Origin of the sequence: Komagataeibacter sucrofermentans DSM 15973, from assembly GCF_040581405.1 — a bacterium.
GTDB lineage: Bacteria > Pseudomonadota > Alphaproteobacteria > Acetobacterales > Acetobacteraceae > Komagataeibacter > Komagataeibacter sucrofermentans.
In genome coordinates, this window is record NZ_CP137157.1 from 2,878,521 (window position 1) to 2,902,895 (window position 24,375).

Here is a 24,375-nt window from a genome sequence, read left to right on the forward strand (position 1 = left end):
GTACAATCCCTCTCCTTTCGGCCTCTTCAGGAGAGACGGATGTCGTTTCGCGCCGCGATCATCACCATGGTTTACAATGAAAATTATTTTCTACCGTTATGGTGCGCGTATTATGGTCGGCAGGTCGGGATGGAAAATCTCTATGTCATCGATCATGGCAGCACCGACGGCTCGACCGATACCCTGCCGTGCAACAGGCTGCGTATTCCGCGCGACTGTTTTGATGATGGACAGCGGGCCGGCATGATCAGCCGGCTGCATGAGTCCCTTCTCTCGTTTTTTGATGTTGTCATCTATGTGGACTGCGATGAATTCCTGGTCCCGCGCGCTGAGCTGTTTCCATCACTGCCGGATTATCTGGAAAAGCGCCGCAATCACACCGTGATCCGTGCCGTAGGCGTTGATGTCTTTCCCGAACGGCCGAACATGCCTGCCGTCAACCCGTCCCTGCCGCTGCTTGAACAGCGTTCGTTCGGGTTCATCAACCCGTGGGAATCCAAGCCCGTCATCTCCTATGTTCCCGTTTCATGGGCACCGGGGTTTCATGAATGTAACCAGCCTTCCTATCTCGATCTCGATCTATGGCTGTTTCACATGAAAAACATGGATCTTGATGTCAGCCTCAGGCGACTTGCCCTGACGCGCGCCCTGAACTGGAGCAGGGCATCCGTGCAGAATGGCCAGGGAGCCCATCAACGCTGTAGCGATGAAGAGCTGATCAACAAATTCCATCATCTTATGAATAGTAAAAGAAATATAGATCTGGATTCCCTACCGATAAACGAAATTCTTTCCAAAGGCCGCACAAGCGATATCTGCAGAATACCGGAACAGTTCATGTCATTTTAAAAAGCCTGCTGCCCGTTCAGGACAATGACCACAGCAGGAATGACCCGGAACGGCAACAACGCGCGACCGGCATGAAACCCTTACAGCCCCAATAGGGCTGTCACATTAATAGAAGTGTTTGATGACGCCTTTTTGAAAAAAGGCCGCACCCAAAAAATCTCTATTGTTTTCTATCAAGAATTTGCTTTCAAACAGGCCATGAAGTCAAAATTTCCAGATAAATGTTTATACAATGCTTACAAAAAGAAATCATAATTATATTTTTAAGTAAATATTATTAATTGGCACATATTCTGCAAATTCAAAAATAAATATTCCGGCCACCCAGATTCAGGAGCACGAATATGTCCGATGTTCTCGGCGTTTATTATGGAAAAGGCAACACCGTAACCAAAAGCGGCTCATATACACTGGACCCAGGGGGCCTGCTCGGCATTCTTTCACCTGCGGACATCACCGTCTCCTCGCCAGACGGCAAACCCGTCGATGCGACAATCGACCTCGCGGGCCTGCTTGACCTGCCCGTAACCGCCGCTGCCACTTTTACCGTCACCGCTGAAAAGAATACGGTCGTGACAGTCAGCGCGGGCGCCGTAAACGCGCTGACCACAACCACCCTCGATGCAAATGGGGGCACGGTAGCGCTGGCTGGCGGCCTGCTGAACGCGGCAAGCGGGGTGACAATCAACCTGACCAATGGCGGCACGTTCAACGGGTCTGGCATCATTTCCGCCCTGGCTGGCGCCACCATCAATTTTGGCAGCGGTGGCGGCACGCTCAATCTTGCCGGTTCCGACGCGGGCATTGCGCTGCTGTCTGGCGCATCCATCAACCACTTCGGCAGTGGTGATTCCATTATCGTGGAGAATAATGGCGCCCCGGCAACCGTGACCGGCATCAGCTATGATGGCCTGTTCGGCACGTCCACCCTCACCTTCTCCAACGGCGATACGCTGGCGCTACAGGGCCAGTATCAGGATACAAACCCGAAGGCCGCGGGATATGTCTCCACCGTAGCGGATGCCGATGGCCAGGGCACGGTCCTGGTCTGCTTCCTAGCCGGCTCCATGATCCGCACGCCAGATGCTGACATTGCCGTTGAAGACTTGTGCGCGGGCGACACCATCATCGCCATGGTGAATGACGCGCCACAGCCGCGCACCATCACATGGGCAGGCAGGGCGCATGCTACGGTTCGCCCCGAACTGCCTGATGATGAAGCGGGTTACCCGGTCCGTATCCTGAAAGACGCCATAAGCGAGGGCGTACCTTACAAGGATATGCTGATTACGGCGGAGCACTGCCTGTATTTTGATGGCAGATTCGTGCCCGCCCGCATGCTCGTCAATCAGACATCCATTTTCTATGATCGCGCGATCACGTCCTACGATTACTATCATATTGAAACGCAGGAACACGCGGTCATCATCGCTGATGGCATGCTGACCGAAAGCTATCTCGATACCGGCAACCGCCGTGCCTTCCGGCAAAATGGCAATGTCGTTTTACTCAGTGGCAGCCGCAACCTGACATGGGAACACGCCGCTGCCCCTCTGGACGTGTCGCCGGGCTTCGTCGAGCCACTGTTCCGCCAGATCGCAGCCCGGGCCGCTGCGGCAGGGCACTCCCCCCAGCCACAGGCCGCCAACCTGACAGATGCGGCCGACCTGCATCTGGTCACGCAGGCTGGCGCCATCATCCACAAGATGCGCGAGGCAAACGGATTTGCCTTCTTCATGATCCCGCCCGGGGTGGAGAGCGTGCGCATCATGTCCCGGACCAGCCGCCCATCGGACACGATCGGCCCCTACATTGACGACCGCCGCCAACTGGGCGTTCTGGTCAAGGACATCAGACTGTTCGAAGGCAGCGTGGCACGCCCCATTACCACCCATCTCGCCCCTGAAGCGCCCGAGGGCTGGCATGATGGCTGGTACGCGCCTGAAAATGTTCCCTGCCGCTGGACAGACGGGCAGGCCACCGTGCAACTGGGCGCCCGGCACCCCACGCTCATGGGGCTGCTGTGCCTCGAAATCCTTGCAGGTGGCCCCTATGTCATCAGGCCTGCCGCCCAGCCCCGGTCCCTGACAGCCTGAGGAATGATCCCTGCACCCTGAACGGGTGCGGGGATCGACAAAAGCATGAAAACACCCTTTACCCTCAAAGCCGGACAGATCTGGACCGGTGCGCCCCCGCGCAGTGAAATACGCGGCATTGATGATGTGGGGGAAACCGAGGTCTCGTTTCACAAACAGACCTCAAGGCGCCGTTTCCTGACCTATCAGACCACGACGATCATGGGATTCCGGAAATGGATCCAGCAAAGTCAGGCCGTGTCCAATGATGGGCTGAGTGCTGCCAGCATCCACGGATTTTCCCCATCACGTGAAATCGGGCAGCGCATTCAGCTCCTGCGCAAGGCGGCGGGGCTGAGCCAGCAGGCCCTGGCCAACAGGCTTGGTGTCTCCCGTACCGCCGTTGGTTTTTGGGAAACGGGGCGCCCCAGCATGATCAGCAAGCATGTGCCGCGTATCGCGCAGATTTTTGGTATCAGCGAGGAAGTTTTCCTGAACGGCCAGAGCAGCGAAAAAACACAGATGGCCATTACAAAGGACGAAGAAAATATCATAAACCTCTACAGAGCCCTTTCAATAGATGACAGGCTCCAGGCCATCAAACGCATGGAAATGCTTTATAAGAAGACATTATATTCTTCATGATGCGTTGCAAAATGTCAGGCCGTTACTACAACTTATATTATTTCCATGCTTTGACCTAAAACCCGATAACCGCATCACCACCAAAGGTGAACATGCCGTTATTGCGCCCGCCATTGAATGGCGTGGTGCCATTGAGCGCCCGGTCAAAGCGGATTTCAGGCCGCAGCATGAACACGCGCACATGGTGACCAATCTGCGGGCGGTAGCTCAGCCCTAGCGTCATTTCCCCATAGGTCGTGCCGTGGCTCGAGGCGGAAGGCCCCGGCACCACCGTGCCACCCGTACCCGCAAGGGCCTGCATGTAGGAATTGTTGCCCTGGAAGGTCGCGACCATGGCGTTGTTGTTGTCGCGATAGATCTCGCCACGATAGTTGAATGTCAGGTCGCGGTTGATGCGGTAACTCAGGAAGCTGATGAAGCTCTCCGCATCCACCCCCGCAAACTGCCCGCGCGCGCCCATGCCGCGCGTGCCCTCATCATGCAGGTAATTGAACTCCGCCGTCAGGCTCAGGCGTTTGTTGACCTGGTAGTAGGCGCTGACATCGTTCCAGAAACGCTGGGTGTGATTGGCTTCGTAATGCCCGATGCCGCGCCAGGCGTTTTCAGGCCCGACCCGGCTCAGTTCCACGATCCTGAGCCTGCCGTGGGCAAGATTGTTGAGGTTGAAGCCAAAATAGCCCGCGGGCGCATTGTTGTTGTCGGAGTGGCCAAACGATGTCTGGTTGCCGGTATCGATCCCGAACGTCACATCGACCATCGGCGTCACGTGCCAGTTGAACATGGCCCCGATATGCTGGAACGGCACCGAATATTCAGACGTATAGGCCAGCGTGTAGAAAGGGCGCGAGGTGGGGTCCAGTCCTTCCACCCCCATCGGGGCCTGCAATATGCCCGCCTGCATGTCCAGCCCGCCACGGGTGGCCCAGGGCAGGTGCACATCCATATGCGCCTGCGCGGGAATAAGCTGGTAACGCGCGTTCCATTCCCGGTCACTCACGCCAAGCAGCTGGTAGTAACGGGCATCCGAGCCGTACATTCCTTCGAGCGTAAACCCGACCTGATAGGTATTGCGGGTGGAATCAATGGCCTTGGCGAGTGTGAATTCCGCCTGGTTCAGTTGCACCTGATTGGCGTGGTCGGCAAAGAAATCACCAAAATTGTAGCCGGGCTGGGGGCGGGCGGGGTTGGCCATGATGCCGCCTTCGATCTGGCCCGTCAGGGTCACGCCACCCAGCCAGCGCGTGAAACCCGTGTCATGCCCCAGCCCGGAAAACACCTTTACCTGCGCCCGCGCCTTGCCCGAAACGCCGGTGAAAAGGCAGGCGACCACCAGAAGGCCCCAAACCCGGTGGTGTGATTTCATGACAGGCTGCTCCCCCTCCGGCATCCGCGGACAGCGCCAGGGCATGCGCGCCCGTGTCCGGCAATCATGAAATTTCTTTTATTTTATTTTCCGTCAGGCCGAAACCTAAATTATTGAAATGGTTCGATCTTATAACAATATCCTATAAGATATATCTTTACTTCCCCAGCCATCCCCGCCGCCAGAACCACAACAGCGGCAGCGCAACGGTGGCCGCCATCAGGGCGAGCGAATACCAGTAGCCATATTTCCAGTTCAGTTCCGGTATATCGTGAAAGTTCATGCCGTAAATACCGGCCACCAGCGTGGGCGCCACGCCAATGAAGCTGACCACGGTCAGGATCTTCATGCCGTTATTCTGCTCGATGCTGATGAAGCCCAGCGTCGCATCAAGCAGGAACTGCACCTTGTTGGCGGTCTGTGACACGAAATCGTTGAGCGAGCGGATATCACGCCCCACCGTGCCCAGCCGCGCCTGCAGCCGCTCGCTCAGGTCATGGCGCTTGTTCTCGCCCAGAAAGATCGAGATCCGCTCAAGCCCCAGCAGGCTGTCGCGCACGGATGAACTCAGGTCGCCCGACCGCCCCACCCGGCGCAGCATGTTGCGCAGCAGGTTGGCCGCCTGCGCCTGGCTTGGCGCCTCGGACTGAAAGACATCCTTGGACATGCCATCAAGCGACTGGCCCAGGTGCTCCAGAATATCGGCCAGCCGGTCCACGATGGCCTCGAGCAGCATGATTCCCGCCTCATTGGCGCATAGCGGCGCGGTCTGCCCCGCCACCTGCCGCGCCACCACGTCAAACGCGCTGAAGCCGGTATAGCGGATGGTCAGGATCCGCTCATGCATGAGCACGAAACCAACGGGAGAGACAAAAAAATCGTCCGGCGTCTTGCGCACCAGCGGCGTGGAGAGATAGACGGCATCCCCTTCCATGAACAGGCGCGATGAACTCTCGATCTCGTCAAGCTGGGCGCGGGTGGGAATGCGCAGGCCCGTAATCTGGGCGGCGAGGGCTTCCTCATCTGTGGTGGGGTCAAGCAGGTCCAGCCATGCCGCACCTGCCGCATCTGCCGCCGTGGTCACGGTGCGGGCCGGTGCGCCGGGATGATGCGCTAGAAACATGGGCTGTCTTTCGTTGGTTCCTGTCGTTGTTCATCCATCATGCCGGGGCAGGCATGTCAAATCATGACACGCCGCCTTGGCCTGCAAGGGCTGGTCTTTTGCCGCCATCCAGTCCAGAACCGCATGACACGGCAGCCCGGGACGGCTGCATGACGAATACCCCTGAGCCACGCACCTATTTCTTGTTTCTTGCGGAGTAGCGAAGTTGAGCGCAACAGACACACAGGCAGGCGCCAATAGCCTGCGCAGCGGGCCGGACGGGCGCGGCCGTTTCGGCATTTTTGGGGGCCGCTTCGTGGCCGAGACCCTGATGCCGCTCCTGCTGGAGCTGGACGCCGCCTACAGGGCCGCCCAGGCTGACCCCGAGTTCCAGCGCGAGCTGGATTTCTACCTCAAGGATTACGTCGGCCGTCCCAGCCCGCTCTGGCTTGCCCGCCGCATGACCGAGCAGCTCGGTGGCGCCAAGATCTACATGAAGCGCGAGGAGCTGAACCACACCGGCTCCCACAAGCTCAACAATGTCATGGGCCAGATCCTGCTCGCCCGCCGCATGGGCCGCACGCGCATCGTGGCCGAGACGGGCGCGGGCCAGCATGGCGTGGCCACCGCTACCGTGTGCGCGCTGTTCGGCATGAAATGCGCCATCTACATGGGGGCTACCGATGTCGAGCGGCAGAAGCCCAACGTGTTCCGCATGCGGCTGCTCGGCGCTGAAGTCATTCCTGTCACGGCAGGCGCTGGCACGCTGAAGGATGCCATGAACGAGGCCATGCGCGACTGGGTGACCAACGTGCACGACACCTACTTCCTGGTTGGCACCGTGGCAGGCCCTCACCCCTACCCGCAGATGGTGCGTGACTTCCAGTCCGTCATCGGCGTGGAAACCAGAGAACAGATCATGGCAGCCGAGGGCCGCCTGCCCGACGCCATCGTGGCCGCCATCGGTGGCGGGTCGAACGCCATGGGCATCTTCCACCCCTTCCTCGATGACCTCGAGGTGAAGCTGATCGGCGTTGAGGCGGCAGGCTGCGGGCTGGACAGCGGGCGCACCGCCGCCTCCATCGAGCGGGGCAAACCGGGCGTGCTGCACGGCAACCGCACCTACCTTTTGCAAGATGAGGACGGGCAGATCACCGAGGCGCATTCCATCAGCGCGGGCCTCGACTACCCCGGCGTCGGCCCCGAGCATTCATGGCTCAGCGATATCGGCCGCGCGGAATATGTGGGGGCGACCGATCAGGAGGCGCTCGACGCCTTCCAGCTCTGCACCCGCACCGAAGGCATCATCCCCGCGCTGGAAAGTGCGCACGCCATCGCCTATGCCGCCAAGCTCGCGCCCACCATGGGCAAGGACCAGATCATCGTGGTCAACATTTCCGGCCGGGGAGACAAGGACATCTTCACCGTAGCCGAACATCTGGGAGTGAAACTGTGAGCCGCATCGCCCGCCGCTTCGCCACCCTGCGCGCGCAGGGCCGTGGCGCCCTGATCCCTTATGTCGAGGCCTGCGACCCCGATTACGACACCGCGCTCGCCATCCTGCGCGGCATGCCTGCCGCCGGTGCCGATCTGATCGAGGTGGGCGTGCCCTTCTCTGATCCGTCAGCCGATGGCCCGACCATCCAGAAGGCCGCCCTGCGCGGGCTGAAGGGTGGCTCGACCATGAAGCGCGTGCTGGAAATGGTCAGCACCTTCCGCAAGGACGATGACGAGACCCCGATCATCCTGATGGGCTACACCAACCCCATCGAGGCCTACGGGCCGGAACGCTTCTGCACCGATGCAAAAGCCGCGGGCGTGGACGGGCTGATCGTGGTCGACATGCCGCCGGAGGAAGCCGACCTGCTGGCAGGCCCGGCAGCGGCAGCCGGGCTGGACATCATCCGCCTCGTTGCCCCCACCACGCCCGATGCGCGCCTGCCCATCGTGTTCAATGGCGCGTCGGGCTTTGTCTATTACGTCAGCATTACGGGCGTAACCGGCACGCGCACGGCCAGCACCGATGAACTGGCCGCCGCCCTGCCGCGCCTGCGCAAGGCTACCGACCTGCCGATCGCCATCGGCTTTGGCATCCGCACGCCAGAACTCGCGGCCAATGCCGTAAGCGTGGCCGATGCCGCCGTAGTGGCCTCCGCCCTGCTCAACACGCTTGAGGGCACGCTTGATGCGGATGGAAAAGCAACAGCCACAACCGTGCCTGCCGTGCTGGAGCAGTTGCGGGCGCTGGCCGACGCCGTGCATGCCGTGAGCAAAACCGGCTCAAAATAATCCATTGATAAAAAAACAGAAGTTTCTGGATGCCGCCTTTTTTGAAAAAGGCGGTATTCTCTCGAAGCTTTTTGTAAAAAGCTTCACCAAAAACTTTTTATGGTTTGTGGGCCGTTTCACCGGCAATTTTCCACAACGGTGCCTGCAATGACAATCTGGCCCAATCGTTCATCTGCCTGTATGGAACAGGCCTCCAGAAAGCTTAAGGGAGAGGCAACATGAGCTGGCTGACCGAATATGTGCGCCCCAAGATCCGTGGCCTGCTCAAGCGGGAAGTGCCGGACAACCTGTGGACCAACTGCGAATCGTGCGAGCAGATGATCCTGACCAAGGACCTGCGCAAGGCGCTGAATGTGTGCCCGCATTGCGGCCACCACATGCGCGCCTCCGTGCCCGAGCGGCTGGAATGGACGTTCGATAACGGGGAATACACCCGTATCGAGCTGCCCAAGGTGCCGGTTGACCCGCTCTCCTTCCGCGATCGTAAGCGCTATACTGATCGGCTCAGGGATGAACGCGCCAAATCCCACCTTGAGGAATCGATGGCCGTAGCCCATGGCCAGATCGGCGGGCACAATGCGGTGGTGGCCGTGATGGCGTTCGAGTTCATTGCCGGCACCATGGGCGCGGCACTTGGCGAGGCTTTCCTTGCCGCCGCCCGCCTGGCCATCCTGCAGCAGTCACCACTGATCGTGTTTACCGCATCGGGTGGCGCGCGCATGCAGGAGGGCATGATCAGCCTGATGCAGATGCCGCGCACGACAGTTGCGGTGCAGATGCTCAAGGAAGCAGGCCTGCCCTACTTCGTGGTGCTGACCAACCCGACCACGGGTGGCGTATCCGCCTCGTTCGCCATGCTCGGTGATGTGCAGATTGCCGAGCCCAATGCGCTGATCGGCTTCGCGGGCCAGCGCGTGATCGAGGATACGGTGCGCGAGAAGCTGCCCGAAGGCTTCCAGCGCGCGGAATACCTCCTTGAGCATGGCATGCTCGACATGGTGGTCAAACGCGGCGACCTGCGCGAGGTGCTTGGCCGCCTGACAGCACAGCTCAACTACCGCCACATTGCCCCCCGCGCCGCCTAAGCTACGGAAACCCCGCACATGAAAGCGCCCGCCCTCGGGCCGGAATTCGTGGGCCGCACAGGGCAGATACTGGAACGGCTGAACCGGCTGTATCCGGCCCTGATCGACCTGTCGCTCACCCGGCTTGAAACGTTGCTTGGCCGCCTTGGCCACCCCGAGCGCCACATGCCGCCGGTCGTGCATGTGGCGGGCACCAACGGCAAGGGCAGCACCTGCGCCTTCATGCGCGCCGTGGGGGAAGCTGCGGGCTGGCGGGTGCATGTGCTCACCTCGCCCCACCTCGTGCATGTGACCGAGCGCTTCCGCATTGCGGGCCAGATCGTGAGCGAACACGAACTCGCCGCCGTGCTTGAAGAGATCGAACAGGTCAACGCAGGCGCCCCCATTACCGTATTCGAGGTGCTGACAGCGGCAGGCTTCATGCTCAGCACCCGCCATCCGGCGGATCTGACCATTGTGGAAGTCGGCCTCGGCGGCCGGTTTGACGCGACCAACGTGATCCAGCGCCCGGCAGCCTGCGCCATTACCGCCATCTCGATGGACCACGAGGCCTTTCTGGGCGATACGCTGGCTGCCATTGCAGGCGAGAAAGCCGGGATCATCAAGCACGGCGTGCCGGTCGCCACGGGCCGCCAGCCTGCCGCGGTGATGGAGGTTATTGCCCGCACCGCACAGGCACAGGAAGCCTCGCTGTGGCGGCGCGATCATGAATGGTTCATCGAACCGGCAGCAGACGGCACGGGCCTGCGCTACCGCGACGTGCACGGCACGCTGGACCTGCCCCTGCCCGGCCTGCGCGGCGCCCACCAGATTGATAATGCGGGACTGGCCATCGCCACCCTGCGGGCAAGCAGCCTGCCGGTACCCCGCCAAGGCTGGGCAGGCATTGCCCAGGCCCGCTGGCCCGCGCGCATGCAGCGCCTGTCAGGCCATCTGGCCGCCATGCTGCCTGCGGGGTGGGAACTGTGGCTTGATGGTGGCCACAACCCCGGCGCGGGTGAAGTGCTGGCGCAGGTGATGGACGGGTGGGCGGACCGGCCCACCCATCTGGTCATTGGCATGAAGCAGACCAAGGATGCCACCGGCTTCCTCGCCCCGCTGCTGCCGCGTGCCGCCTCCATTCAGGCCGTGGCGGAGGAAGGCCAGCATCTGGCCCAGCCCGTGGCCGACATCGTGGCCGCATCCGGCGGTCGCGCCACGGCAGGCCCGACCCTGCACGCTGCCCTGACCCACCTCGTGGCCAAGGCAGGCGCGGATGCCCTTCCTGCCCGCGTCATCATATGCGGCAGCCTGTATCTGGCAGGCGTGGCGCTACAGCAGGATGGCTGGCAGCCAGACTGAAAACGGATAAAAGTTTCTGGTGAAGCTTTTTGAAAAAAGCTTCAAAAAAAGAATGCCGCCTTATTTTGAAAAAGGCGGCACCCAGAAACTTTTACTTTTATATCAGCCTACTTCTCCTGCGGCAGTGGCGTACCCTGCCCAATCTCGCGCAACGGCAGGCCCGCCATCAGGCGCTGCTCGATCTTTTCAAGCGACATGTCCCGCGTCTCGGGAATAAAGCGCCACGTAATCAGCACGAAGAACAGGTTGAAGCCCGCAAACAGCCAGAAGGTCGGGCCATTGCCCATCCACTGCAGCAGCGACAGGAAGCTTGCGCCCACGATCATGTTGGCGATCCAGTTGGTGAGCGTGGAGATGGAAATGCCAAGGTCACGCCCCTGCAACGGCTGCACCTCCGAGCACAGCACCCACATCAGCGGCCCCGCCGACATGGCGAAGCCGGAAATATAGATCAGCAGCATGAACACCGCGATGATCTGCTCCGACTGGTCCAGATGCGGGCGGTTGAGCATGAAGCCAAGGCAGCCCATGCCCACGGCCATGATCAGGAAGCCAGTATAGAGGATCGGCTTGCGGCCCCAGCGATCGACAAGGCCAATGGCGATGAAGGTGGCCAGCATGTTCACCAGCCCCACCATGGCGGTGCACCACAGCTGCGCGGGGCCAACATAGCCTGCGAGCGCGAAGATCTTGGGGGCGTAGTACATCACCACGTTCACGCCGGCGAGCTGCTGCATGACCTGCAGCGTCATGCCCAGGAAGATGGAGCGGCGGAAATTGCGGTTGTTGCGCAGCAGGCTCCAGCCGTGCTGCTTCTGCTGCAGCTGGCGGCTGATGTTCTGGATCTCCTGCATGGCCACGCTCCGGTCGCTGCGCAGGTCTTCCAGCACTTCCAGCGCTTCCTTGCGGCGGCCGCGCATCATGAGCCAGCGCGGGCTGTAGGGCAGGAACAGCACGCCAATCAGGAACAGCACGCCCGGCACGGCGGCCACGGCGAACATGCCGCGCCAGTTGCCCGCATAGCTGAACATGGTGTTGCTGAGAAAGGCGATGAAGATGCCCGCCGTGATCATGAGCTGGTAGGTCGAGATCATGGCGCCACGCGCCTGCTCACTTGCAATCTCGGACAGGTAGAGCGGCGCCGTGAACGCCGCCACCCCGATGGCAAGCCCCATGATGAGCCGCCCTGCAATCATGGACGGGATCGACCACGCCAGCGCGCAGGCCAGCGAGCCCGCCACGAACACGGCCGCCCCCACCAGCAGCGCATGCTTGCGCCCGATCTGGTGCGACATCCAGCCCCCGCACAGCGAGCCAACGGCAGCACCACCCATCATGGCGCTGACAATCCATTCCTGCTGCAGGGTGGTGGCGTGGAAGGTGGCAGCTAGCAGGTCGAGCGCACCGGAGATGACCCCGATATCAAGCCCGGCCATGAGGCCTGCAAGTGCCGCGAGGCAACCAATAATGAGGGTACGCATCCGTGCCGAATCAAATACGGCGGGCGCGGGCTGATTTTCCATTAAAATCCGGTCCTTTGATATTTTTCTTGTTGCCGGTGATCACATTATTCCTGCCGCGCGAGACCGGTCAGGAGAAAGAACGATACACCATATTCGCGCGTGCGGTCGGGATCATGTTCCAGCAGCCTGTCAATGACAAATCGTTTTACCCTAAAAACAACAGGGCTATCTGATCTATGCCCTGCTTCACAGTCCGATTCCATGACTTCCATCATATTTGCAAGCCATGGAAGCACGCCGGGGCGCTCGGTCAGCACAAGCGGTGCCCGTGGCGAGAACAGGACCGTGCCACGCGCGCGCAGCGTGTCCAGCCCGGCGGCCGTGGTAATGTGGTAAAGATAGCCATCCGGCCCGTCATCAGGGCGCAGGCTGCGCGCCGGGACCAGGGCCAGCCCCAGGGTTGCGACATCAAGATAGGTCAGCGCATGCGGGCGGTCCGTCGTGGCGGTGGCAAACAGGTCGGGCTGGGGCACCACGGGCGGCGGTGGCGCGGCGAGAGGCGCCACGGGCCGCCTGCGGCGCGGGTGCCGGGGCGCCGTGGGTATGAGCGGCAGTCCCGCCATCCTGCCTTTGCGCTCCCGCCCCATGCATCCGCCCCATCAATACCGGCTCACGCCCCGACAGGGCCGCGCCTGCTCCGTTCAACCACCCTCAGCCACACGCGGCGCACAGGCCTTCAGCCTCGATGGTGGTCTGGCGCATTGTAAAGCCCCGCGCCTTCGTCACCTCAAGCAGTGCCTTGAGGATATGGGGATCATCGAGTTCGGTCACCCGCCCGCACGCGCTACAGATCAGAAATTGCGCCGCATGGACATGCCCATGGCAGGCATGCCCCGATTCCAGCATGTGTCGGCACCCCACAAAGGCCGAAAGCCGCTCGATCTTGTGGATCAGCCCCTGCTCCATCAGAAAATCCAGCGCCCGGTACACCGTGGGCGGCGCCACCGGCCTGCCCCGGCTGGCGCGGATCTGCTCAAGCAGTTCATAAGCGCCGAGCGGCCGCTCGGCGGCGAGCACCAGCCCAAGCACCAGACGGCGCATGTCGGTCAGCCTGACCGAGCGCGCGGCGCACAGGCTGGCTGCCTGCTCAAGCAGGGCCTCGATCCCTGCGGGCAGGCCGGTTCCAGCCGTCTGTGTCATGCGGGCCACTGCGGTGCTCCTGTGCGGTTGCCGGGGGGTTCCGACTACCCTGCCCGGTGCCCCGGCAGGCGGTCAGTCCGGCAGGTGATCCACCCACATGGCCATCAGGGCCACGAAAAGGGCAAGTCCCGCATGTATCCAGATCAGCCCGCGCAGCGTCAAGACAGGAACCTGCGGGGCGCGTGCGCGCGGGGTCTGTGTCATGGCGTCGGCTCCTCCTGTCGCATTGCTCGGTTATGCATGCGCCAGAAGGCTGGATTTTTTCTTAATATGAAGAAGTGTAAAAAGTTTTTGGTGAAGCGTTTTGCAAAAAACTTCAGAAAGAACGCCGCCTTTGTGAAAAAAGGCGACCTCCGAAAACTTTTATCTTCCGGGCCGCACTACTCGCCCGGCGCGTGAGGCAGCATGTGGTAGCTGCGGTTGAAATAGACCAGCCCGCCACGGGGGCTGGAATTGCGCAGGCTTTCCACCGCGCCAAACATGACGCTGTGGGTGCCTACTTCCACAATGCGCTCGATGCGGCAGTCAAGCGACAGCACGGCCTCGTTCAGCACGGGCGCACCCGTGGTCAGCGTATCCCAATGGCCGGAACGGAAGCGCTCGGCCTGCTCGAGCGGGCTTGCGAACACGCCCGATATATCCTGCTGGTCGGCGGCAAGCACGTTGATGCACATGGCGGCATCCACCCGAAAGCGGTCGCGCACGCGGGAGTTGCGGTTGAGGCAGACCAGAACCGTGGGCGGCGTATCGGTTACCGAACACACGGCAGACGCGGTAAAACCCGCCGGGTCTTCCAGTGTTCCCGTCGTGACAACATTTACGGCCGCGCCAAGGCGGGCCATGGCGTTGCGAAAGGTGAGGGCGTCAATCCCCATGGTGCTTCTGCCTTCGGTAACTGTGCATGCCTGTAGTCCGCACGCAGCCGTGACGCGGGACAGCAGCGGAGGTAGCGCATTCTATCGCCATTGAATACCGCAAAACCACATGAAAGGACGCAACCCGTGCCCCCCGAACCCATACAGACCACCGTGCAGGGCGTGCTCGGCCGCATCACGCTCGCCCGCCCCGAAGCGCTCAATGCCCTGAACCTGGGCATGATCGACCACATTGCCACCACCCTGCACACATGGCGCCATGACCCACGGATTGAAACCGTGCTGCTCGACAGCACCAGCCCCCGCGCCTTCTGCGCAGGCGGCGATATCCGCGCCATCCGCGCCCTGTTGCAAGAGCATGGGCTAGAGGCGGCAACACAACCCTTCCGCCACAGCTACCGGATGGCCTCGATGCTGGCGGGCTACCCCAAGCCGGTTGTCTCGTTTCTTGACGGGATCTGCATGGGCGGCGGCGTGGGCCTTGGCGGGCATGTGCGCCACCGCATCGTGACCGAGCGCGCCTGCGTGGCCATGCCCGAAAACGCCATTGCGCTGACACCGGATGCAGGCGGGTCCTACCTCCTGTCGCGCGCGCCGGGTCTGAGCGGGCTGCGCCTTGCCCTGACCGGGGGGCGCATGAACGCCACCATGGCCATCGCCGCAGGCTTTGCCGACCGGCAGGCCCCCTCCGGCGCACTTGATGGCATAAGGCAGGCGCTCACCCACATGCCCGCAGGCCAGGTGATGGACAGCCTGCCACCCTGCCCCGCCCTTGATGGCGGGCCGGACACCACCACCATCGCCCCGGTCTATGATGCGCCGGACGTGGCGACGGTCATCGCGCGGCTACAGGCCCATCAGGCGCCCTGGGCGCAGGCCGACCTTGCCGCCCTGCGGGGGGGCTGCCCGTTTTCACTGTGCATCACCTTTGCCGCCTATCATGCAGCCCGCGCCCTGCCCGACCTTGACCATGTGCTCGAGCAGGAGTTCCAGCTCATCTGCCAGCTACTCCGCCGCCCCGATTTTGCCGAGGGCGTGCGCGCCCGCCTGATCGACAAGGACAACGCGCCGCGCTGGTCACCGCCCACGCTGGCCGATGTGTCCGGCCACGAAATTGCCTCCTGCCTGCAAAACCATGCATCCTTTTCCCTCGACCTGCCCGTGCCCGATGCGGATCAGGAACAATAAATTATCACCCGTAAAGTAGATGAAAATGCCCTTCTCCACCCGTTACGCCCCCGCCACCCATCACAGCCGCCTGGGCGATGAATTCTATGACGTGGTTCAGGCCGCCACCTTCCCCGCCCATATCCTGCGCTACCGCAATCATGATGTTTCGCCCCGCATTGGCCTTGATGGGCTGACGGATGAAGAGTGGATCCGCCATTTCGGCCATTTCGACCCCCTGCCCGGCTCGCTGCCCCGGCCACTTGCCCTGCGCTATCACGGGCATCAGTTCCGGTCGTACAACCCCGATCTGGGCGATGGGCGGGGCTTCCTGTTCGCGCAGCTCATGGACAGCGTGGATGGCCGCCTGCTTGATATCGGCACCAAGGGCAGCGGCACCACGCCGTGGTCACGCGGGGGGGATGGACGGCTGACGCTCAAGGGCGGCGTGCGTGAAATCCTGGCCAGCGAGCGACTTGATGCGATGGGCGTGCGCACTTCGCGCACACTGAGCGTGATCGAAACCGGCGAGGCGCTGCACCGGGGCGACGAGCCCTCGCCCACGCGCTCATGCGTGCTCGCGCGGCTCAGCCATTCGCACATCCGCATCGGCACGTTCCAGCGCCTTGTCGCCAATGATGACAGGGCCAGCCTCGGGCACCTCGTGGCCTATGTGCTCGAGACCTACTACCCCCATCTTGCCAATGAACCCGACCCCGCGGCGGCGCTGTACGATGCCGCCACCACCCGCATGGCCGAAATGACGGCGCAATGGATGACGGCAGGCTTCGTGCACGGGGTGCTCAATACCGATAACATTAATCTGACCGGCGAGAGCTTCGATTACGGCCCGTGGCGGTTCCTGCCCAGCTTCGACCCCCGCTTCACCGCCGCCTATTTCGACCATTCGGGCCTGTATGCCTATGGCCGCCAGCCCGAGGCGATGATGTGGAACGTGGCCCGGCTGGGCGAGTGCCTGATCGCGCTTTCGTCACTTGAGAAAATTCAAAGTATTTTTGATGACTTCTGGGAGAGATATGAAAGATTCCTTGATATTTCTGTATTGAACCGGCTTGGTGTCAATGAAATTTCAAGAAAATCATCGCAACATCTGCGTGAATGTCTGTTCTCGTTCATGGAAGAAAGCCAGATTGGGTTTGAATTTCCGTTTTTTGACTGGTATGGTGGCCCCAAGAGCCAAAAACGGGCCGTATCAGGACCGCGTGCATCTTTTTATGCACAGAACAGTTTCCGCCCCGTGCAGGATGCGCTCATGCAGCATGAGCCCGTGGCAGGCCGTGACCTGTCGCACCCCTATTTTACTGACGGGGTGCCGTGCCTGATGCCGGTCGAAACCGTGGAAGCCCTGTGGCAGCCCATCGCCACGGCCGATGACTGGAGCGGCCTGCACGCCACCATGGGGCACATTGCCCGCATGAAGGCCGCCCTCGGCAGCCCGCCCCGCTGAGCGGGCAGGCGGCCCCCACGGGGGAACCGGGGCGATACGGATGAATTATAACAATAAGGAAGGAAAAGGCACCCGCATGAACACCCAGTCCCCCCCAACCCAGAACACGCAGCAACCAACCGAACCATTGCCCGATCTGTCGCAGATCGAGATTTCACCCAACGCACGCAAGACCCTGTGGCTCGCAGCCATCGTGGCCGCAATCTGTGGCGGCCTCTATGGTTACGATACCGGCATCGTGTCGGGCGCGCTCCTGCTCATCACCAAGGATTTCCACCTCAGCAGCTTCCTGCAGGAGATGGTGGCCTCCGCCATCCTCGCGGGCGCCGTGCTTGGCTCGCTGCTCACCGGCTGGCTGTCGGAGCATTATGGCCGGCGCAAGTCGGTCATGATCGTCACGGCGGTGTTCGTTCTTGGCGCGTTGGCCTGCGCGTTTTCGCCTGATGTGTATACGCTCATCGTGGCCCGCGTGTTCCTCGGCCTTGCGGTCGGTGGCTCCACGCAGGTGGTGCCGATGTACATCTCGGAACTCGCCCCCGCGCACAAGCGCGGCCACATGGTCACGATGTTCAACATCGCCATCGGCATCGGCATCTTTGCCGCCAACATCATCGGCTTTGCCGCGCGTGATTCATGGGGCTGGCGGCCAATGGTGGCCATTGCGGCCATTCCGGCGGCGGGCGTGTTCATCTCCATGTTCTTCCTGCCCAAGAGCCCGCGCTGGGCGGCAGAGCATGAAAGCCTGGATTCCGCCCTTGAGCAGCTCCAGCGCATCCGCACCTCCGAGCGCGAGATCCGCCGCGAGATGCGCCGCATCCACGCCAACGCCAATGAGGAAACCGACCCGCGCGATGTCGGCTGGCGCGGCATCCGCCAGCCCTGGGTGCGCCCGGCACTGGTGGCCGCCCTTGGCGTCGCCTTCTTCACGCAGGCAGGCGGGCTTGAGATGATGATCTACTACGCGCCGACCTTCCTGTCGGATGCGGGGTTTGGCAGTTCATCGGCGCTGATGGCCAGCATTGGCATTTCCATCATCTATCTGGTCATGACCGTGCTGGGCTCGAACATTGTTGACCGCATCGGCCGCCGCCGCCTTGTGCTGGTCATGGGGCCGGGCAGCGTGCTGAGCCTGATCGGGCTGGGCATCATGTTCCTCGCCCACCCGCAGCCGGGCAGCATGGGCAGCTGGCTGATCATCGTGTTCATGCTGCTGTTCATGGTGTTCAACGCCGGTGGCATTCAGGTCGTGGGCTGGCTGCTTGGTGCCGAGATGTTCCCGCTTTCCATGCGCGGCAACGCCACCAGCCTGCATTCGGCCATGCTGTGGGGCAGCGACCTGCTGGTGACCAGCACGGCGCTCACGCTGGTCACCAAGATCACGCTGGGGGGCACCATGTGGTTCTATGCCGGGGTGAACCTGCTTTCGGTGCTGTTCGTGTATTTCATGGTGCCGGAGACGCGCGGCGCCTCGCTTGAGGATATAGAGGAGGCCCTGCGCGAGGGCCGCTTCCGCCCCACGCGCGGCAACACCGCGATCGTGGAGGAAGAGGAATAAAGGTTTTGGGGTGCCGCCTTTTTGAAAAAAGGCGGCGTTCTTTAGAAGCTTTTTGAAAAAAGCTTCACCAAAAACTTCCCTAAGCTTTCAGATCAACCGTAAGGGCAGGGGTCACGGGCAGGCGCAGCACCTGCTGGTAGAAGGCCAGTTCCAGCTCCCAGGCCTGCCGTATGGTAGCCTCCTGCCGGAAGCCGTGGCCCTCGCCCGCAAATTCATACAAGGCGCAGGGCACGCCCTGCCCACGTAGGGCCGCCACCATGGAACGCGCCTGCGAGGGCGGCACCACCTTGTCATCCAGCCCCTGCAGGAACAGCACCGGCGCCTTGATATGGGCCACCTGCGTAATGGGGGAGCGGGCCAGATAGGTCGCTTCATCGGCAGGGTAGGGGCCAACCAGCGTATCAAGATAACGTGACTCGAACTTGTGGGTATCGGTTGCCAGCGCCCGCAGGTCGGTCACGCCATACAGGCTGGTGCCCGCGGCAAACAGGTCGGAACGCGCCAGCGCCAGCAGCACCGTCAGCCCCCCGGCACTGCTGCCGCGTATGACGATGCGGGCCGGGTCCACCAGCCCCTGCCCGGCCAGATAATGGCAGGCGGCGATGCAGTCATCCACATCCACCACGCCCCACTGGCCCTCCAGCCGCTGGCGGTAGGCACGGCCAAAGCCGGTCGAACCACCATAATTGACATCGACCACGGCAAAGCCCCGACTGGTCCACCACTGCACCTTGAACGAGAAGGCGGCACTCGCCCGCCCGGTCGGACCGCCATGGGCCATGACCACCAGCGGCGGCGTCTCGTCCGCAGGCCCGGCATGGCGGCTGCTGGTGGGCGCATAGAAAAAGGCCTGGCCCGTGCCATCGCCTGCGGGCAGGGGAAAGGTGATGGCGCGCGGCAGGGCAATATCGGCTGGCCCGAGCGGCAGGTCGGTGGCACGGCGCAGCACCTGCGGCGGCAGCCCCATGCTGCCGGTCACCACCGCCGCCGCGTTGTCAGGCGGCACGTCGAGCCACGCGAAGCCGCCACCTTCCACCGGCACGGGGCACCCGGCGGGATGGCCAAGCGCCACGGGGGTTGCCACGCCATCACGCAGGCAGGCCATGCGGGCTTCGCCGCCGCTTATGATCATGGCCAGGATCGTGCCATCGGCCAGCAGCGCGTAGCTGCGCAGGCCAAAGATCCAGTGCGGCTGGCCAATTTCGGCCTGCATGGGGGCAACCGCCACCGGGGCGGAGGATGTGGTGTCGAACCGGTAGAGGTTCCACCACCCGCTGCGATCCGACAGGGCGAGCAGGCGGCCTGCCACATCCCAGCTTGGTTCAATGACGGATTCCGCCTGCCCGTCCTCGCCCGCAAGCGTCCAGGGTGCTGCGAGGCGAGGGGGGTCGCTGCCCTCCTGCAACAGGGTGGCGACACGCAGGCGGGTGGCGTCCCACGGCATGGCGGGGTGGTCCCACTCGATCCAGGCCAGGTACCGCCCATCGGGCGAAGGACGCGGCGAAGAAAGGAAATCCGGCCCCATCACCAGCGGCGTGCCGCCATTGAAGGCCGGGTCGTCCACCACTGCCATGCAGTCGAACACCACGATGGCGGCGGCGGGCTCGCCCTCCGCCACGCCATGATCCTCGCGCACGCAGAACAGGAAGCGGCCATCGGCGCTGAAGGTCAGGTCGGCAAAACGCAGGCCCGCGCCTGCGGCAAGGCAGCGCGACTGCCCGCCTTCCATCAGCCACACGCTGCCATCGCGCCGGTTGCTCAGCGCAATCCGGCCCTGGCATACGCTGTAGGCCCCGCCGCCATATTCATGCACGCGGGTGCCGACATCAAACGGCGCGGGCGTTACATCGCCCACCGTTCCCGCGCGCGCGCGCACCAGCACCCGGCGGCCCCCTTCGGCCGGGCGGCCCTCGATCCAGTAAATATCCCGCCCATCAACCCGCACATCGGACAGCGACACCGTCTGCCCCGCCACCAGCGCCGCGCTGACGGGTGAGGTCCAGGTGCCATAAGGGCTTGTATCGATGTCCGTCTTGCCGCTGGTGCCGGACTGGGTCATGCTTTAGCTCCTGCCATTTATGCGTGACAATGGTGTCGGGATTGCCCAAACCGTGTTTCACGGCCTGAACCCGTACCCTACATAATCTTCTTATCTGTGACAGGTAGTCCGCTGCTTCACCATCTTGAATCCCTTTTCCAGCATTACGGCTATGGCGTGATCGGGGTCATTGTCATGCTCGAAAGCATGGGCATCCCGCTCCCGGCGGAAACACTGGTCATCTCCGCAGCTCTTTACTGCGCCACCACCCACAGGCTGGATATCAGATGGGTGGCGACCGCCGCCATCGTGGGCGCGATCATGGGCGACAACTGCGGCTACCTGATTGGCAAATGGCTGGGCTACCCGCTGCTCGAGCGCAAGGGCGCGCGCATCGGGCTGACGGCGCGGCGGTTGCAACTCGGGCGCTTCCTGTTCCGCCGTCACGGGGGCATCATCGTGTTCCTGGGGCGCTTTATCGCCATATTGCGGGTATTTGTTGCCCTGCTGGCAGGCGCAAACCACATGGCGTGGCCCAAATTCCTCCTGTTCAACGCCATGGGGGGCATATTATGGGCGGGGGGCTACGCCTATGCGGCCTATTATCTGGGTAACCGCATCACGCGGCTGTCTGGCCCGGTGGGCATAGCGGTCGCCATCTGTGGCGGGATCGTGCTGGTGTGTGCCATCATCTTCCTGCGCCGCAACGAAGCGCGGCTGACGGCCGAGGCTGAAGCCGCCGCCGAGAAAGAAATGAACCAACCCGGAGAACAGGCTGAACCATGAGCAGACACTGGACCATAAAACAGGCCCCCCGCATGGACGGGCGCCTGGCCCTGGTCACGGGTGCGACCGGTGGCCTGGGCTACCAGACCGCCCTTGGCCTGACACAGCGCGGCGCGCGGGTCATGCTGGCGGGCCGCAACCCCGACAAGGGGCTGGCCGCCCTGACGCGCCTGCAACATGACGCGCCGGGGGCCAATGCCTCCTTCCGCCTGCTTGATGTCGCCTCCCTTGACTCGATCGCGACCTTCGCCCGCGACCTTGCCGCCGAGACCGATACGCTCGATGTGCTGGTCAACAACGCCGGCGTGATGGGCACGCCCCACCGGCTGGAAACGCGCGATGGCTTCGAGTTGCAGTTCGGCACCAATTTTCTCGGGCCGTTCGCACTCACCGCGCGCCTGCGCCCGCTGCTCTGCGCGCCCCGCCATGGTGGCCGGGTCGTGACAGTAGCAAGCCTTGCGGCGCTGACCGGCCAGATCGTGTTTGATGATTTGCAGGCCCGCCGCCGCTACGCGCCGTTCCGCGCCTACCGCCAGAGCAAGCTGGCTGACCTCATTCTGGCGCTGGAACTTGACCGGCAGGCCCGCACGCATGGCTGGAACCTGCATTCCATCGCAGCCCACCCCGGCTGGTCCATGACCGATATCGCCACCAGCCGCCTCAATAACGACCAGGGCCTGCATGAGCGCATGACCCGCTTTGGCGCGGTATGGGCCTTCCGGCTGATGGGGCAGTCCGCCATGGATGGGGCGCTGCCCATCGAATTCGCCGCCATGGCACCCGAGGCGCGTGATGGCGGTTACTACGGCCCCGGCGGCTGGGGCGAGCGCCGGGGGCCGGTGACCGAGGCCTTCGTGCCGCCCGCTGCCCGCGACCTGACCATTGCACGGCGGCTGTGGCAGGCGGCGGAACGGCTGACGGGCACGTCGCTGTCGTAATCAGCGGCGGGTGAAGGTCCAGTACATCGGCTGGCGGCCTGCCTTGAGGGCCTTGGCCTCATAGCGGGTGGGGGGCCAGCCTTCGGGCCGCACGGTGGCGGGGGGGGCTGTGTCAAACAGGTCCTGCGCGCCCATCACTTCCTCCACCCAGGCCTGATAGGTCGGGTCATCGCTGGCCACGCGCCACACGGCGCCGGGGCGCAGGATGCGGGCCGCCATCTTCACCGTCTCGGGGTGCACGAAGCGGCGCTTGGCATGGCGCGACTTGGGCCACGGATCGGGGAACATGAGAAACAGGCGGTCGATCGACTGATCTGGCAGGCCACGCAGCAGAATGCGTGCATCCTCATCCCACACCCGCAGCATGTCGGGCACGGGGGCGGTTTCCTCGCCGCCATCGGGCACCACGCGCGAGAGCAGGGAACACAGGCCGTTCTCGAACACCTCGCAGGCAATATAGCCCACATCGGGATGGGCTGCGTGCTGGGCCAGCGAATGCTCGCCCCCGCCAAAACCCACTTCCAGCCAGACCTGCGCGGGCCTGTGGCCAAAGCCCGTGGCCGGATCAGCAATCGCGCTTTCCGCAAAGCGCAGGCGCGGCAGCGTCTGGTCCAGAAGGCGCTGCTGGCGCGGGCGCAGCGGGTGGCCGCGCTGACGCCCATAAAGTCGGTCTGGCGATGCCTTTACGTCCACGGAGGCCGTCATCTATCCGAAAATCCTGCTCCTGCTGCCGTGGTGCACGGCATGATTGAAAAACGCATTGGGGGCCGCCACGACCCGCTTTTGCAAGCAGCCATGGCAAGCCCCCTCTGATACAGAAGTTTTTGGTGAAGCTTTTTTCAAAACGCTTCACCAAAAAACTTTTATTGTTTTTTAGCGGTTGAACGCACCACGCAGGGCATCGACCAGATCGGTCTGCTCCCAGGTGAAGTCGTCCTTCGCCGCATCCGGCGTGCGGCCGAAATGGCCATAGGCGGAGGTCTGGGTGTAGATGGGGCGGTTGAGGCGCAGGTGCTTGCGGATGCCGCGCGGGGTGAGGTCCATGACCTCGCGCAGGACGCGGCCAAGCTTCGCCTCGTCAATGTCCTTGCCCGTGCCATCAAGGTCCACATAGACCGAAAGCGGGTGCGAGACGCCAATGGCGTAGGAAATCTGCAGCGTGCAGCGATCGGCCAGGCCGGCGGCCACGACGTTCTTGGCCAGGTAGCGGCAGGCATAGGCTGCCGAACGGTCCACCTTCGTGGGGTCCTTGCCCGAGAACGCGCCGCCACCATGCGGGGCAGCGCCACCATAGGTGTCGACAATGATCTTGCGCCCGGTCAGGCCGCAATCGCCATCGGGGCCGCCGATCACGAACACGCCGGTCGGGTTGACGTAGAATTCGTCTTCCGGCGGCATCCAGCCCTCGGGCAGCACATCACGCACGATGCTGCCAAGTTCCTCGCGGATGGTGGCCTGGCTGGCGCCTTCAACGTGCTGGGTCGAGATCACGACCGAGGTGGCGCCCACGGGCTTGCCATCGACATAGCGCAGCGTGACCTGGCTCTTGGCATCGGGCTGGAGGGCTGCTGCACGCGGATCGCCCGCCTTGCGCAGGTCGCGCACGCGGTGAAGGATGTCATGCGCGTAGAACAGCGGCGCGGGCATGAGGCTTTCGGTCTCACGCGTGGCGAAGCCGAACATGATGCCCTGATCGCCTGCGCCTTCGTCCTTCTCGCCCGCGCTGTCAACGCCCACGGCAATATCGGCGGACTGGGCATGGAGGTAGTATTCCACCTCGGCATTGCGCCATGAGAAGCCGGCCTGATCGTAGCCGATATCCTTCACCGCATCGCGCGCGCCCTGGATCAGCAGGTCGGGTGTAACGGAAGACGGACCACGCACTTCACCGGCAAGGATGATGCGGTTGGTGGTGACCATCGTTTCACACGCAACGCGGGATTCACCGTCTGCTGTCAGGAATGCATCGAGAACGGTATCACTGATCCGGTCAGCGACCTTGTCGGGATGCCCTTCGGATACTGATTCCGATGTAAACAGAAAATCGCCTTTATTGCGCATGATGGTCCTGTCTGCCTCGTATGGAGTAGAATAACGCCTGCGAAACCGGGCGTAAGATCGCATGCGTTTGGCGGA

22 protein-coding genes are annotated in these 24,375 nt (G+C 62.7%); 12 read left to right on the forward strand and 10 right to left on the reverse strand.

The genetic code is table 11. From position 1 onward, the window contains the following. Positions 1-39: 39 nt before the first annotated feature. From R5N89_RS13600 to R5N89_RS13610, 3 genes are all read left to right on the forward strand, one after another. Entirely contained in the window at positions 40-849 is an 810-nt protein-coding gene (locus tag R5N89_RS13600; RefSeq protein ID WP_110568670.1) for a glycosyltransferase family 2 protein, read from the forward strand. A 344-nt stretch (positions 850-1,193) separates the two neighbouring features. Continuing rightward, positions 1,194-2,945, forward strand: coding sequence for a Hint domain-containing protein (locus R5N89_RS13605; protein ID WP_110568668.1), 1,752 nt, complete (start codon positions 1,194-1,196; stop codon positions 2,943-2,945). Positions 2,946-2,990: 45 nt separating this feature from the next. Next, complete coding sequence (locus tag R5N89_RS13610; protein ID WP_110568666.1) at positions 2,991-3,569, forward strand: helix-turn-helix domain-containing protein; 579 nt, start codon at positions 2,991-2,993, stop codon at positions 3,567-3,569. 55 nt (positions 3,570-3,624) lie between these two features. Here the strand turns inward: R5N89_RS13610 and R5N89_RS13615 are convergent, their stop codons facing one another. Both R5N89_RS13615 and R5N89_RS13620 read right to left on the reverse strand, forming a co-directional pair. Then, the gene (locus tag R5N89_RS13615) at positions 3,625-4,932 is read right to left on the reverse strand and encodes an outer membrane beta-barrel protein (protein WP_110568733.1); all 1,308 of its coding nucleotides are present in this window, start codon (positions 4,930-4,932) and stop codon (positions 3,625-3,627) included. 157 nt (positions 4,933-5,089) lie between these two features. Continuing rightward, positions 5,090-6,055, reverse strand: a complete 966-nt coding sequence (locus tag R5N89_RS13620; protein WP_110568665.1) for a magnesium transporter CorA family protein — start codon at positions 6,053-6,055, stop codon at positions 5,090-5,092. A gap of 205 nt (positions 6,056-6,260) precedes the next feature. Here R5N89_RS13620 and trpB point away from each other — a divergent pair, with 205 nt between their 5' ends. The 4 genes from trpB to R5N89_RS13640 all read left to right on the forward strand — a co-directional run bounded on the left by trpB (position 6,261) and on the right by R5N89_RS13640 (position 10,749). Further along, entirely contained in the window at positions 6,261-7,490 is a 1,230-nt protein-coding gene (trpB, locus tag R5N89_RS13625) for a tryptophan synthase subunit beta (protein WP_110568664.1), read from the forward strand. After that, positions 7,487-8,323 carry a tryptophan synthase subunit alpha gene (trpA, locus tag R5N89_RS13630; RefSeq protein WP_110568662.1) on the forward strand — a complete coding sequence of 279 codons (837 nt, stop codon included), beginning with the start codon at positions 7,487-7,489 and terminating at the stop codon, positions 8,321-8,323. Before trpB ends, trpA begins: the two co-directional genes overlap by 4 nt. 218 nt (positions 8,324-8,541) lie before the next feature. Next, on the forward strand, positions 8,542-9,408 hold the full coding sequence (gene accD / locus R5N89_RS13635) for an acetyl-CoA carboxylase, carboxyltransferase subunit beta (RefSeq protein WP_110568661.1): 867 nt from the start codon (positions 8,542-8,544) through the stop codon (positions 9,406-9,408). 18 nt (positions 9,409-9,426) lie between these two features. Continuing rightward, positions 9,427-10,749: a folylpolyglutamate synthase/dihydrofolate synthase family protein gene (locus tag R5N89_RS13640; protein WP_110568660.1), complete on the forward strand. Its 1,323-nt coding sequence runs from the start codon at positions 9,427-9,429 to the stop codon at positions 10,747-10,749. Between the two features lie 107 nt (positions 10,750-10,856). On the opposite strand, the gene R5N89_RS13645 is transcribed toward R5N89_RS13640, so the two are convergent. From R5N89_RS13645 to R5N89_RS13665, 5 genes are all read right to left on the reverse strand, one after another. Further along, a complete protein-coding gene (locus R5N89_RS13645) occupies positions 10,857-12,272 on the reverse strand; it encodes a sugar porter family MFS transporter (RefSeq protein WP_110568659.1) in 1,416 nt (471 codons plus the stop codon). Positions 12,273-12,316: 44 nt separating this feature from the next. Further along, a complete protein-coding gene (locus R5N89_RS13650; RefSeq protein WP_244192137.1) occupies positions 12,317-12,835 on the reverse strand; it encodes a hypothetical protein in 519 nt (172 codons plus the stop codon). 88 nt (positions 12,836-12,923) lie between these two features. Continuing rightward, the gene (locus tag R5N89_RS13655) at positions 12,924-13,412 is read right to left on the reverse strand and encodes a transcriptional repressor (RefSeq protein ID WP_110568731.1); all 489 of its coding nucleotides are present in this window, start codon (positions 13,410-13,412) and stop codon (positions 12,924-12,926) included. Between the two features lie 72 nt (positions 13,413-13,484). After that, on the reverse strand, positions 13,485-13,616 hold the full coding sequence (locus R5N89_RS13660) for a hypothetical protein (protein ID WP_265001309.1): 132 nt from the start codon (positions 13,614-13,616) through the stop codon (positions 13,485-13,487). Between the two features lie 176 nt (positions 13,617-13,792). After that, a complete protein-coding gene (locus R5N89_RS13665; protein ID WP_078525600.1) occupies positions 13,793-14,287 on the reverse strand; it encodes a flavin reductase in 495 nt (164 codons plus the stop codon). Between the two features lie 126 nt (positions 14,288-14,413). On the opposite strand from R5N89_RS13665, the gene R5N89_RS13670 reads away from it, so the two are divergent. The 3 genes from R5N89_RS13670 (at position 14,414) to R5N89_RS13680 (ending at position 18,477) form a co-directional block, all read left to right on the forward strand. Next, positions 14,414-15,475: an enoyl-CoA hydratase/isomerase family protein gene (locus tag R5N89_RS13670; RefSeq protein ID WP_110568655.1), complete on the forward strand. Its 1,062-nt coding sequence runs from the start codon at positions 14,414-14,416 to the stop codon at positions 15,473-15,475. 25 nt (positions 15,476-15,500) lie between these two features. Then, on the forward strand, positions 15,501-16,922 hold the full coding sequence (locus R5N89_RS13675) for a protein adenylyltransferase SelO family protein (RefSeq protein WP_110568729.1): 1,422 nt from the start codon (positions 15,501-15,503) through the stop codon (positions 16,920-16,922). A gap of 76 nt (positions 16,923-16,998) precedes the next feature. Beyond that, positions 16,999-18,477 (forward strand): sugar porter family MFS transporter, encoded by a 1,479-nt coding sequence (locus tag R5N89_RS13680; protein ID WP_110568727.1) that lies wholly within the window; start codon positions 16,999-17,001, stop codon positions 18,475-18,477. A 79-nt stretch (positions 18,478-18,556) separates the two neighbouring features. Here R5N89_RS13680 and R5N89_RS13685 read toward each other — a convergent pair whose 3' ends face one another. Next, entirely contained in the window at positions 18,557-20,536 is a 1,980-nt protein-coding gene (locus R5N89_RS13685; protein ID WP_110568653.1) for a prolyl oligopeptidase family serine peptidase, read from the reverse strand. A gap of 96 nt (positions 20,537-20,632) precedes the next feature. Here R5N89_RS13685 and R5N89_RS13690 point away from each other — a divergent pair, with 96 nt between their 5' ends. Continuing rightward, positions 20,633-21,301, forward strand: coding sequence for a DedA family protein (locus R5N89_RS13690; protein WP_244192136.1), 669 nt, complete (start codon positions 20,633-20,635; stop codon positions 21,299-21,301). Continuing rightward, positions 21,298-22,239 (forward strand): SDR family oxidoreductase, encoded by a 942-nt coding sequence (locus tag R5N89_RS13695; protein WP_110568651.1) that lies wholly within the window; start codon positions 21,298-21,300, stop codon positions 22,237-22,239. The genes R5N89_RS13690 and R5N89_RS13695 overlap by 4 nt, the downstream gene beginning before the upstream one ends. Here R5N89_RS13695 and R5N89_RS13700 read toward each other — a convergent pair whose 3' ends face one another. Then, positions 22,240-22,944: a tRNA (guanosine(46)-N(7))-methyltransferase TrmB gene (locus tag R5N89_RS13700; RefSeq protein WP_110568650.1), complete on the reverse strand. Its 705-nt coding sequence runs from the start codon at positions 22,942-22,944 to the stop codon at positions 22,240-22,242. A gap of 168 nt (positions 22,945-23,112) precedes the next feature. Next, a complete protein-coding gene (metK, locus tag R5N89_RS13705; RefSeq protein WP_110568648.1) occupies positions 23,113-24,300 on the reverse strand; it encodes a methionine adenosyltransferase in 1,188 nt (395 codons plus the stop codon). Positions 24,301-24,375 lie beyond the last annotated feature (75 nt).